This is a genomic window from Porphyromonas sp., from assembly GCF_030529325.1.
Lineage (GTDB): Bacteria > Bacteroidota > Bacteroidia > Bacteroidales > Porphyromonadaceae > Porphyromonas_A.
In genome coordinates, this window is the sequence record NZ_JAUMXC010000052.1 from 1 (window position 1) to 12,893 (window position 12,893).

General features: G+C 45.2%; 10 protein-coding genes and 1 tRNA gene. 5 read left to right on the forward strand and 6 right to left on the reverse strand.

Annotation, left to right across the window (positions count from 1 at the left end; all coding sequences use genetic code 11):
- On the reverse strand, nt 1-1,655 hold a 1,655-nt coding region (locus Q4A14_RS07550), incomplete at its 3' end, for a long-chain fatty acid--CoA ligase (RefSeq protein ID WP_303171144.1).
- 407 nt (nt 1,656-2,062) lie between these two features.
- On the opposite strand from Q4A14_RS07550, the gene Q4A14_RS07555 reads away from it, so the two are divergent.
- Both Q4A14_RS07555 and Q4A14_RS07560 read left to right on the forward strand, forming a co-directional pair.
- Nucleotides 2,063-3,526, forward strand: coding sequence for a hypothetical protein (locus Q4A14_RS07555; protein ID WP_303171145.1), 1,464 nt, complete (start codon nt 2,063-2,065; stop codon nt 3,524-3,526).
- Between the two features lie 40 nt (nt 3,527-3,566).
- Entirely contained in the window at nt 3,567-4,127 is a 561-nt protein-coding gene (locus Q4A14_RS07560; protein ID WP_303171147.1) for a hypothetical protein, read from the forward strand.
- 365 nt (nt 4,128-4,492) lie between these two features.
- On the opposite strand, the gene Q4A14_RS07565 is transcribed toward Q4A14_RS07560, so the two are convergent.
- The 5 genes from Q4A14_RS07565 to Q4A14_RS07585 all read right to left on the reverse strand — a co-directional run bounded on the left by Q4A14_RS07565 (nt 4,493) and on the right by Q4A14_RS07585 (nt 10,099).
- On the reverse strand, nt 4,493-5,284 hold the full coding sequence (locus tag Q4A14_RS07565) for a cytochrome c biogenesis protein (RefSeq protein ID WP_303171149.1): 792 nt from the start codon (nt 5,282-5,284) through the stop codon (nt 4,493-4,495).
- Entirely contained in the window at nt 5,281-6,546 is a 1,266-nt protein-coding gene (locus Q4A14_RS07570) for a cytochrome c biogenesis protein ResB (protein WP_303171150.1), read from the reverse strand. Before Q4A14_RS07570 ends, Q4A14_RS07565 begins: the two co-directional genes overlap by 4 nt.
- A 155-nt stretch (nt 6,547-6,701) precedes the next feature.
- A complete protein-coding gene (nrfA, locus tag Q4A14_RS07575; protein WP_303171151.1) occupies nt 6,702-8,201 on the reverse strand; it encodes an ammonia-forming cytochrome c nitrite reductase in 1,500 nt (499 codons plus the stop codon).
- Nucleotides 8,202-8,235: 34 nt separating this feature from the next.
- Complete coding sequence (gene nrfH / locus Q4A14_RS07580) at nt 8,236-8,859, reverse strand: cytochrome c nitrite reductase small subunit (protein ID WP_303171152.1); 624 nt, start codon at nt 8,857-8,859, stop codon at nt 8,236-8,238.
- A gap of 511 nt (nt 8,860-9,370) precedes the next feature.
- Entirely contained in the window at nt 9,371-10,099 is a 729-nt protein-coding gene (locus tag Q4A14_RS07585; protein WP_303171153.1) for a carbonic anhydrase family protein, read from the reverse strand.
- Nucleotides 10,100-10,487: 388 nt separating this feature from the next.
- On the opposite strand from Q4A14_RS07585, the gene Q4A14_RS07590 reads away from it, so the two are divergent.
- The 3 genes from Q4A14_RS07590 to Q4A14_RS07600 all read left to right on the forward strand — a co-directional run bounded on the left by Q4A14_RS07590 (nt 10,488) and on the right by Q4A14_RS07600 (nt 12,656).
- Nucleotides 10,488-10,676, forward strand: a complete 189-nt coding sequence (locus tag Q4A14_RS07590) for a hypothetical protein (RefSeq protein WP_303171154.1) — start codon at nt 10,488-10,490, stop codon at nt 10,674-10,676.
- Between the two features lie 399 nt (nt 10,677-11,075).
- Nucleotides 11,076-11,163, forward strand: a tRNA-Ser gene (locus Q4A14_RS07595).
- Between the two features lie 308 nt (nt 11,164-11,471).
- A complete protein-coding gene (locus Q4A14_RS07600; protein ID WP_303171155.1) occupies nt 11,472-12,656 on the forward strand; it encodes a site-specific integrase in 1,185 nt (394 codons plus the stop codon).
- The last annotated feature ends 237 nt before the right edge of the window (nt 12,657-12,893 follow it).

Genomic DNA, 12,893 nt, shown 5'->3' on the forward strand with positions numbered 1-12,893 from the left:
CCCTCTTCGAGATAACCCTCTATGAGCGAATACACTTCGGGCATCTTTGCGAGTTCCTCTATATCGTCTGTTTCGATAGCTTTCCCTTTGAGCTTACTCCGGACAGCATCCCAGTTGGGATAGATCAGAGCACTGACAAAGTTACGCTCTTCGGCGATCACCATTGCCTGCTCGATGTACTTATTGGCACACACAAGGCCTTCGATCATCTGTGGCGCAATGTACTTGCCGTTGGCGGTCTTGTAGAGATCCTTGAGACGCTCTTTGAAGAAGATGTTGCCATCCTTGTCTATCGTACACATATCTCCTGTCCGGAACCAACCATCTGCACCAAAGGCCTCGGCAGACTCTTGAGGCTTGTTGAAGTAACCCTTGGACACCGTCACACCTTTGACCAAAAGTTCGCTGGTCTGTGGATCGATCTTCACTTCCACTCCCGGCAATACCGTACCGATAGAGCCGAAAGCGTGTTTCTTGGGTCGACAGAAGCACACAGTGGCTGTTGTCTCGGTGAGACCGTAACCTACAACAATGGGAATGCCCATCGAACTAAGAGCTTCATTGACAGGATCGGCAAGGGCTGCACCCGCGGTGGGGAAAAGTTTGCCTCGATCGATACCAACGTTCTTTTTCACAAGTCCGAAGAGCTTATTGGCGAAGAACTTATACTTCATCATCAACGAAAATGGTGCTCTGCGTCCCTTTTGTCTGTACTCAAAATGGTACTCTTTGCCTATGCTTATCGCACTGCGCATGAGTTTCTGCACTCGAGGGGAGAAGGTAGAAATCTTTTCCTCGACTCCGATATGAACCTTTTCCCAAAAACGAGGAACGTTGCACATGAAGTGAGGACGCACCTCCTGGAGGTTGGTGAGGATCTCTTTGGGGTTCTCTCCCACGGCAACTTTGACCCCTCTCTGAAGACAGAGGAACACCCACATCTTCTCAAACACGTGAGTAAGGGGGAGGAAGTTCATGGAGATGTGTTTGTGCCCCATGTTGGGTATCGCCTCCACATGTGCCACAAGGGCGTGATATATATTACTGTGAGAGATCTGTACCCCCTTGCTCTGACCACTCGTACCGGAAGTATAGATGAGACAGGCGATGTCGGAAAGTTCGCTATTGGAGCGACGCACCTTCGCCTCCGCCTCTGCTGTGGTCGTATCTCCGAGCTTGAGGAAGTCCTCATACATGAGAGACGTGCGGTCGTCGGGATGGCGTATGACTGTGGGATCGAAGATCACGATGTGCTGAAGCACGCCGGACTCTTTCTGTACCTTGTAGGCATTGTTGTACTGAAACTGTGACCCTACAAAAAGTACCTTGATCCCCGCATCCTTGACAATATACTCTACCTGTGCAGGCGAAGAAGTGGCGTACAGAGGCACAGCGATGGATCCGATGCTGAGCGTAGCCAAGTCACAGTAGATGAACTTGTCCATGTTCTCCGAATACATCCCCACGCACTCCTGTGATCCCACACCAAACTCGATGAGGGCTTGAGCCGTACGGCGCACATACTCATAAACATCGCTCCACGATTGTTTTTCCCAAACATTCTTCTCCCTATTTTTGACGATCAGGCAGGTGTCATTCCCGTTTTTGGCGTTCATCCTTACGGCGACCTCCGCCATGTGACATATCTTGGTCATAGGTGTATTTGTGTTTCTTTTTCTTACATCGCGGTAAAGGTACGCATTATTTATTTCTCAATGTCTGTTCGATACATAAAGTAGCTGTGACAACATTCCAATCACAAATGCAAGAATAAGGAAACTTCATAAGGTATTCTGAAGTTCCGATTCTTTGTTGACTTATTATTTTATTTTAACGTGAGCTCAATCTAAGAACACAACCCCGCCCAAAAAGGTTAATAAAAAATAAAAACAAAACAAAAAACACATAAAATGATACAAACAGAAAACTCTCATCAAATACATAAAAACCGCAAAATCAAGTAGAATATGAGCATATCAAGCTGATAAAATAAAAAAAAAATAACACTTTAAAATTTAGTATCATTGCCACACATTATTTAAAACATATCTTTGTCAAAACTTTGCAAAGAAACAACTATAAAAGAAACAACAAAATCGTTTTCTATGAAAAAAAAGAATTAAAATCAATCCTTTTCCTGTTCATTTCAGGAATTGCTATAGGATGCTCCAAAGCTCCTGAAGTTTCATTTGATATACAACAAAAAAACAATAGTCAAAGCTCCGATGAAAAAGCGATATTAGCCTTCGAGAGCAGACAAGACTTCACAAGCTCATTTAACTCACATAAACCCGAGACCCCTTCTAAAACATTTTCAGATGCGGCAGAGCAAGGTGCCTTTTTCGAATTCAGGAGTTTAAGATCTTCTCAGAATGAAAACATTAGCATCGAAGAACTAGTACCAGACCAAACTCTATCAAAAATGCTAAATAGCGACGGAGAGATTATTATCGCGGATACTCTGTATAAAATCAACCCAAATGGAACATTCTTCTGTAAACTTTCAGACAAAGAAGACCTATACGAATATGTTAATTCTTTCGCAAAGGCTAAAGAAAATGAAATCTTAGTAAAAGAAAACCTATACAAACATAAAAATGCCTACAGATTTGACTCTTACAAGAACTTTGATTTTTACAATGAAGAGACTGAGGGCTATGAGGAAAGTCCAAATGGATTGAGAAGTGAGACTTATAGAAAAGGAGATTACTTACAAGATATATATGTGGGGACTTTTTCGTATCGTAATCCAAAGCCTAAAAATTTCGTATCCAAAACTTGGGCAAAGTTAGGAGGACGCGTGTCAAACACTCTAACTCTGGGAAAAGATAGACGTCTGAACTGTGAAGTATTCAGCGTTGATAATGTATTTGTACAAACCGAAGGAATTACAGCAAAATACCAAAAGAAAATGTGGTATGGGGGATGGGCTAAATTTAAATATATAGAGCCAGGTCGTTTAAGAATTGGCTTTAGAGACGTTTTAATATCCAATGAATTAACAGTAAACAACCCACATCTTCCTCCATACATAAAAACTGACACAGATGATCATGGCACGATACACAAAAAGTTTGTGGATATCGTTTATGGAAGACAATCTGGAAACCATATGGTGTATACATCTACTCCTAACGCAGAACTGAGAGAACATTATTTAGGAGAAGGTGGTATCAGCAAAATATCTTATTATCCGTGGACAGCCCTTGTTGGAAAAGATGCAACTTATGAGTTTCATCCATCATTTTGGGCAAGAAATGAAGACGATGAAAGTGAGATAACATTTAGGTTCTCTCGCTCTATCAAAACAATTATACTAAGTTTCACAGATCTTAATCCATACAACCTAAAACCAAACAAACCAATAGACTTTAACACCATACAAGGACTGAACAATCTACACAAAACCTTTGTGCTAACAACCGAAGACCCAGCTATTAAAAAGACCCTGATAAGAGGTGATTTTTATGTTGCGTTAGAATACGACGGGAAATGGAGAGGAATGTTCTTGGAGTGGAAAGAATAAAGAAGGTTAAACACAAAGATCAAAACATCCAAAAGAGACAATGAAAAAGATTTTTATCGTACTTGTATGTACATTATTTCCCTTGTTATCAATCAAGGGGCAAGAGCGTAAGTTTGAGTATGGTCTCCAAGCAGGTACTGCAAATGGTATCATTGCACAGTATAACCTCAATCCCAAAGTATCTCTTTTGGGAGAGCTGGGAATCCAACATCGCTTTGGTGCAACAGTTCCAAGAAAATTTTATAATCTTGGCTCCAGCCCCACCGTACAAGTCTCTGCGAAATGGTACTTCTTCCGTCCAAAGAGCATAGAGAACAGAGGTTTATTTCTCTCGTTGGGAGGCTTTTATGAGCAGAGTTCCCTATCATTTGGATATGATACCCGGAAAAAGCTAAGCTTTCCTAAGATCAACTGGACACTTGCATTTATCAGCAAGGTAGGCGTTGAATACCCGATCTACAAGTCTTTGAACATCAAAAGCTCCGTAGGTCTTACCTGTGGTAGTGAAGAATCCGTAGCTGCAATCAAAATGGGGCTATCGGACATATATACATTCCGCAATGATTTTGTATTTGACCTCGGTATTTCTTACTACTTCTAACACAGATCAGACATTTTTCATGTAGCATCGGGAAAGTCCGACAAGAGAGACAACAGCCTCTCTTGTCGGACTTCTGCTTTTGTTATAAGAGAATTCACGTTATTTTGATCCTCAAAAAAGAGAATCACATACCCGATGTACTTATATATAAAGAGGTCATTCAGACGGAAAAGTTACCGATGGGTGTGGTCTGCCGGAAAAAGTCATAAGATTTGATGTAACAAGTTATACAAATCGATTTTGAGGATCGAACGACATTTGAATAAAGAACAATTCAGGATCAGACTGATAAGCTGGGGGCAAACAGAAATAGAATGAGATTGACCAAGAAATATATCATGATACAAGTAGAGATAGCCTCTTTTTCAGTTGGAGTACATGTGGATGCTGTCGGCGGCGGAGGGGAGGAAGTTGATGCCGTACCAGCACATCTGGAGGAAGAGGAAGCTGATGATGAGGATGATCGCCGATTGTTTGAAGTGGGTGGGGTGGAAGCGGCGGTGATGGATGTACAGCATATAGGCTGCCATGGTGATTGCTGCCCATGTTTCTTTTGGGTCCCAACCCCAATAAGTGCCCCATGCCTGCTTTGCCCAGATAGCACCGAGGAGAAGTCCGACGATGAGGAAGCCAGTGCCGGTGTAGACGAGATTATCGAGGACGTAAAGGCGTTCGGGGTGTTGTTCTTCGCTTTTGTACAGCATATAGAAGGTCAGCAGGAGAGCTGCTCCCAACATACCATAGGCAAATATATATGAGATGACATGAGGCACGAAGAAAGGACTTTCGAGTGCCGGCATCATCGTCTTGGAGTGGATCTCAGGCTTGAAGATGTTGATGCAGATGAAGACCGTCGACAGTATGGTAGAGAAACTCAATATCCATCTGTACCTCCAACGTGTGTAGATGATAAGCCCCGCGATGATGACGAAGAAAGAGTACCACAGACGTGTCTCACCCATGGTGCGCATCGGAGGGCGTTCGAGCGAATGCCACATCCCACCGATGTATATACCAAAGACGATGAGCGCGAATATAGTTACTGCTATTGCTGCGGGATATTTGTCCTTAAAGCCCAGGTAAGCCCCTATACCGTATATGATCACTGTGGGGATGGCAAAGTATATGAAGTCGTGCCAGTCGAGGAGGATATTCATAGGGCATTCTTCTTTTTATTGTGAGAGGTAGGACCGAGGAACAGACAGAGCGCCCCGAGGAGCATCAGTCCGATACCTATGTAGACGGGGATGATCCAAGGGTCGTAGACAAGTTCGAGTTCGGAAGTCGTGCTCCAGCGTCCCCGTTCTCTGTCGTAACCCAACTGATAGATGTACCAACTGCCCTGCCGGAGCGGATGATTGACACGGATGTCATACTCTCCCGTGCTTCCGCCTTGGATGTAGTAGATGATGTTGGAAGTGAACTGCTTGGGCTCTCTCTCCGGCATCACTACGGCGACGGAGTCCGACAGTTGGAGCGATCTGTACGGGAAGAGATAACTACCCGAACTTACCCAACCTTCGTAACTTTCCGTTCCCCTTGTTGCCCGCACACGCACCGATGCCGCACCTCCGGTAGAACGAAATTCCTTGAAGACTATCTCGTTTGCTCCCACCAAAGGGGCAGATAGCGGCAGGTGCTCCAGTATCTCGATGTCCCAGTCTGTCAGCCGCCCCTGAGAGAGTCGTGCCGTATCGATGAGGATGTGCTCGGGACGACCTTTGGGAATGAGATCACCCGTGGGGATGTCGAGGAGCATGAGTTTGGGCGGGTATTCCTCGAGCTCAAAGGACTTCAGTTCGATAGCTATGGGGAGTTCTGCCATTTGGTGTGTCAGGTTGTCTATCGCACGCCATTCGGGTTGCTCACTTTCCGAACTTACCGTCATCGTATACCTCTTCATGTCCGACGAAGAAAGCAACCCAAAAAGCATAAACATATACAATCCCACGTGGTTGAGAGCAAAAGCAATGTCCCTCATCCCCCATCTGAATCTCGCCAACCTGTAACTTGTCGCTGTGGCGAGGACGAGCAGGAGATAAGCGTAGAGGAGCAGAAAAGCCCTCGACTCCAACATGGCGCTCAGCCCGATCTTGTGCAACCAGCCCGACAGCCCCGAAGCCATCCCCGCAGGTATCTGCTTGGTGAAACCGATGATGAGACAAAGAGCCATGAACGCCGTAAGCACCGATATTGTGGCAGAAGCTCCTGCCAAGAATGGCCGGCGACCTCTGCGTGCTCCCATGATCGCAACCCCTATACCTATGAGGGTAATGACGCCGACGATGATGATATTGACAGGATAGGCAAATGCCACCCTCGGCACCGGCCCCATGACAGACTGCATGATCCAACCAAAGATGATGGGTAGACTCACGATCACAAAAGCCTCCTTGTAGCCCCATTTATTGTTCCACATCTGATGTATATGTTTTTGGTTTTCCGATTTATTGCTTTGATTGTCGCAATGTTTCACGATCTTGTGGCCCTCTTGGTTGAAACAAAAGCCTGTGATGTATGTCCGTTATCTCGACGACATCGCAGGCTTTCAGGGTGTTTAGAGTTGTCAGAGGGTTATTTCTTAGCTACATAGATACGACCATTGGCCTTTGCTTCTTCGATCCACTTAGGCACTACGGTTTCTATGAATTTCTTTTTCTTGGACTTGAGTTCCTCAGGATTGAGTCCTATGTACTCTTGCGCCTTTTCCTTTGTGGAGATGTCAGGTAGAGGCACTTCTTCGGTATATCCATGCTTCGCAAGCACTCGAGCTATCGAGAGTCGTGCAGACATAGCCTTTTCGAGTCCTGCGCCGAGGATGCGTGTACACTCTTGTGGAGCGTGGAACGCACCGCCATGGCTTGCCACGACATAGTCCCAACGCCACTGAGACTGGCGGATGAGCTTGAGGGCAGAAGCCATTTCGCTCTCTGTCGCCCCCTTCTTCCAAGCAAACTCGGCTTCGATATGAGCACGGAGGAGTTCGTTCTCAAGCGTGTTGCGCACTTCGTTGAGCTTGCGCTGACGTTCGTAGACATTCTGACGAAGAGTCTCTTCGCTCTCTCGGTGACATACCTGACAAGTACGGTCGATATGGCGCAACGGACTTGTGATGTGGTGGTCGCTAAACTTTACCCCACCTTCGCTCATGTACGGCATATGACAGTCGGCACAAGAGACGCCCCTCTGTCCGTGGATGCCATGCCGGAACAACTCGAAATCCGGATGCTGAGCCTTGAGAATGGGCGCCTTGCTGAGCGGATGGATGTAGTCATAGTAGTTGAGTTCGTCATAGAACTTCTCCGCATCCTCCATGGTCAATCCCTTGTCCCAAGGGAAGATGAGGTACTTCGTGTCAGGTCTGAAGTAATACTCTACGTGGCACTGTGCACAGACGAGAGAACGCATCTCCTGATGAGTAGCCTTGTTGATATCTATACCTCTGCGCTCAAAAGCTTCAATGAGGGCAGGTCGAGAGATCCGGAGATCCATGGTCTCCGGATCATGGCAGTCTGCACAACCGATAGGATTGACGATCTCGCTACCAAGTGTGCTCCACTTGCTCTTGTAGAAGTTGTCCACTCCCATGGACTGCATCATACGTGGAACGTCGGGACTCTTACATACCCAACAAGTCCCGGGCTGCATATCATCGGCACCATCGACTCCCGGGTGTCCTACACGCAGGATGTGGTGCATATCCTCGATAGCATGGAGGTGTCCACGAGGGCTGTTGTACTCTCTGGAGAAAGCATAGCCCGCCCAAAAGATGACCATCTGTGGTCTTTCGGCAAGGACATCTACGGCTTCGCTACCGTTGAACTCTGACTTGAACGATGTATCGGCCGTCTTGAGCCAAGTGTCATACTCTCGAGGGTAATTTTCCCGATAGATCTCATTACGAGACTCAAGGGGCCGGATGTCTACCTTCTTATTGGCGTAGATCGTCTTGATCTCTGCACGGCGCTCGGTGATGGAAGCCGCAAGCATACCAAGCAAAAAGACTACGACAGCGATAGCACCGAAGAGCAACCACCCCTGCCAGGATTTAAGTCGTTTTTGATTTTCTTTCATAACCTGTAGTCTTATTTATATGAGTGTTGTTTTTCTATTTTCGGTTGTCCTTTTTCTTGGAGAGCTCTTTACTCAGCCACTCAGGGATAGGAGACTTCGGAAACAGGACTCTCGCCGAAGGGGTGGAGGAAAGACCTATCTTACCACCATGAGGCACATCCCGGTGGCAGTCCCAGCAGGCTTGTTCGTTGCCCTCTTTGATCTGTACCGGGCAGAGGCGTCCCGACTGCACAAACTCCTGATTGAGTTGGCTGTGGCACCTCACACAGTTTTGGTAGATAACAGATTGGCTTTCCGGTATGGCTTGCATTGCTTGGGGCTCACCCCTCATGGTGAATACATAGGAGTGACGCAGCCCGTCCTTGGCCTTGAAGTAGTACTTATGAAATATCGATGTGTGCGGGACATGGCAGTCGTTGCAGGTCGCATGGAGAGCATGAGAGCTGTGATTCCATGTGGCATAGTACGGCTCCATGACGTGACAGTTGATACACACCGAGGGGTTATCGCTCAGATAACTATATGCCCTCGACATATATACGAGGTACGTCACCAGCCCCACGACCACACCCACACACAGGACAGCAACTATCTTGGCACGGCGGGAAGGAAATAGATAATCCCTTATACGAGACCAAAGTGTTTTCATCGTTTTCATATTCTGTTTATGGTGTAAGGAACTGCAAATGAGGCAGGAAATGGCTCTTACGTTTCCTTGATACACTTCCCCACTGTGGGATAAATGTACAAAGAAGTTTTATATTTGTCAATAAAAACAGCCATTTATATTTCAATTTAATACCAAATCACTACTTAATCTATTTTTACGAGATATCTTTTTGAAAATAATAACGCAAACTGAAACACACCAACCCTTTTTAACCCCAGTCTAAAAACCTTTGAAAAATAACAGAAATAGAAGGGTCGAAATTAAGTTGTCTAACTTGAGGACAAAGGTTGTCTAACTTCATTCGTCAAGTTAGACAACCTTTTTTATCCCCTTCGACATGTCAATCCCTACATAGCATGAGAACCCTCAGAAACCACAAACAAAAAAACGGAACCGTGTCACAGATGCACTGATGACACAATCCCGCTGTATAGATATTCAGCTCTCCCTCTCCGGACTAACATGACCGGCTATCGAAACAGAGAGAAGCAATCTGACCTTAGAGGAAATGCACCTTGCCGGTAGTCATTTCGTAGACAGCTCCACAGATCTTGATCTTACCTTCGTCCTCCAACTTCTTTAGGATAGGGCTGTCTCTACGGATTTCGTTCATGGTCTGAATGACGTTTTCCACCACGACAGCATCAGCAAATTCTTTATTTCCATAAGTCCGTTCGCCCTCATACTGAGTTGCCTCGACAGAAGGCTTGATCTCCTCCATGAGAGAAGTGATATTGCCCAATTCGACACCTTTGATAGCAGACTTGATCGCACCACAATCATGGTGACCAAGCACGAGAAGCACCTTGGATCCGGAGACTTCACAAGCATATTCCAAGCTACCAAGCATGTAGTCATCCGCCACATTACCGGCAACACGACCGACAAAAAGATCTCCGATACCTTTGTCAAAGATGTACTCGACAGGGACACGACTGTCGATACAAGAAAGGACAATGGCTTCGGGAAATTGGCCCTGAAGACTTGCAACAGCCTGAGACTTGAGGTCACGAGGCATCTGCCTGTTTTCCACATAGCGAGCATTTCCGGCCTTCAGGCTTTCGAGCACCGCATCAGGAGTAAGCGTACTTTGTACCTCTTGAGTGATCACCTCAGTGATCTGAGCACCCTTATCGACAGTAGAAGGGTTGTTGGTTTTCTGCGCAGTTTGGTTGCCACATGACGCAAGCATGATCATGGCAACGGAGAACATGACAATCTTTTTCATAAGTTTTTCGTTGTTAATGATGAATAAATAATTACGCTTTATACCCATTAAGAGTTTTTATCTTCACTTTTTCAAATTTCTCATCGACAGCAGCATAAACGCCTGAACACAAAAATAGCACTTTTATTCAATTCACCTAATCTCCACAGCCCTGCCACACCACAAAACACGAAAAAGTACGATTAATAGACCATCTTGAAGAAGATGATGCGTGCGTCAGATTGTTTTAATTCCTTCAAGGTACGATTAATAGTGAGGTTGATGCGGTTATTTCATCATCAATTTCTTTGTTTTAATTTCCAGGAGGTACAATAACCTCCCACCACCGACACTAAGAACACAATAATCCCCCCACCAGTACCCTGCCCTCTGCCACAAATACAAAAAAATGCCCCACGCTCACGGCCCCGACTGTATCCTACTTCCCCGCTATAAACAACACAGAAAAACACCCCTCGCTCAAGAGGCAAAACAACTCAACCATGACAAAAAACAAAACGCAAGAAAACTCATCTTCCTCAACAATGCAACGAGAGCCCCAAAGCCACTACTACTATTCAAAATCCTCGATCATTGAAATCAAAAGTCTCACCTCTTCCGGCATGAAAGCCAAGGCCAAAAACACCATCCCCAATCACAGCCGGCAAAACTCAAAAATCCACAACTCCCGAACTATTGGAACAAGCCCCACCAATCACAAACAAAAAACACAAGAAAAAACAACCTCTCAGCCACTGAAACAAGCCCCTCCCTCGAATCTCAAACAACAAAACATAAAAAAGCACAATGTCTCAGCCATTGAAGCTAAAAACTCCCTCTTTGATCAAGGTAGATAAGACACAAGAATGTACAGCCAAGCCCCACACCTACACGACAAAAGCTCGCACATATAAACCAGAGTCCGCACAAAACAATTTTCACCCCAATTGCTTGCACATAATTAATATTTACCCTACCTTTGCAAAGCAAAATCTCAGGAGAGATGGCAGAGTGGTCGATTGCGGCGGTCTTGAAAACCGTTGAGGTGAGAGCCTCCGGGGGTTCGAATCCCTCTCTCTCCGCCAGAAGGTTTCAAAAGGGTTTCACAACCCCATTCAAAATAGCCTTCAGAATATAGATAATCGTTGTAAAATCAAGGTTTTACAACGATTTTTCTTTGTATATACCCCTATCTACTGACGGCTAACCCCTATACTTTGATAGTCACATTTCGGTCAAGTACTGCTACATTTACTGCTACACAAATTGTTTGTCTTCAAAAAATGTAGCAGTGACCGATAAATGAATACTAACTTGACGGCATCAATGCTTTCTATATCAGATTATTATGTAGAACTTTGTAGCAGGATTGCTACACAAAACAATGATGCGTATGAAGCAGAATTTTAAGGTGTCCTTTTACCTACGCTCAAATTATGAAAACAGAGAGGGGAAATCGCCTGTGATGCTCCGCGTTTTCCTCAATGGGGAGATGGCAAACTTTGGCTCTACAAAGATTTTTGTAGACAAGACGCTGTGGAATAACAACACCAGCCGACTCAAAGGTCGCACGGCTGATGCCTTGACGGCTAATGCCGCACTCGATGGCATCTCACACACGCTCAACAGTATCTATCGAAAGTTGGAGGACGATGAGTCGCTCTCTATGGATAAAATCCGCACTATCTTTTGTGGAAAGACCAAGGAGTACACAGAGTTTCTCCCAGTCTTTGATACATTTATTGACGACATCAAGCAGCGTGTAGGGAAAACCATCAGCAAAGACAGTCTTCAAAAGTACAGCGTACTTCGCAGACATTTCTTTGAGTTCCTCACCCACAAGTATGCTCGCAAAGATATTGGCTTGCTTGAATTCACTCCTGCAGTCGTGCAAGACTTTGAATTGTATCTCAGCACTGTGGTTGGCTGTTCTTACAACACCACAGTCAAAAAGATGAAAACCCTCAAGACAATCACCATCTATGCTCAAAAGCGTGGCATCTTGATGCACGACCCCTTCCTCAATCATCGTTTCCACTTAGAGCCAGTCAATCGAGGCTTCTTGACCGATGAGGAAATCCTCAGTATCGCCAATAAAGACTTTGGACTAAAACGCTTGGAGCTAGTGCGTGATATTTTCATCTTCTCCTGTTTTACAGGGCTGGCTTACATCGATGTGGCTAACCTTACGCCCGACCACATCGTCACGATGGGCGATAAGCAGTGGATTATGACGCAGCGTCAGAAAACCAGTGTTTCGACCAATGTCCTCCTCCTCGATATTCCCAAGAGCATCATCGAGAAGTATCGCGAACAAACTTATAGAGATGGCAAACTCTTCCCGATGCTCTCAAATCAGAAGACCAACTCTTACCTCAAAGAGATTGCCGATCTCTGTGGCATCAAGAAAAATCTCACTTTCCACACGGCAAGGCATAGAGAATTTTGTAAACGCCAAATAATCAATAGATTAAACCGCTTGTCAATAAAGGGAGGTAACGATAAGGAAACCAGCGAGCTTCTGTACTCTACCTTGTTTTGCCATTTCAAAGAACCACTTCGTTTGTTGCAAAGATAACATTAACGCAGAGAAAGACGAAACTTTTCCATTTTTCTTTTCGAAAAACTGTTCATACAGAAAGTTTTTTTCTTCGGTACTCCCCTCTCCAATTAGGTTCTATGTTTTCGCATCGAATCATTCGTTTCGTTGTCAGCGGCAAAGGTAGTTTTGGGCTTTTACGGACAAAAAAGGTCGGGGCAGCAAGCCGTTTAGACGACAATCTCCACACTTCCATTTCATTGCAGGTAGTATTCT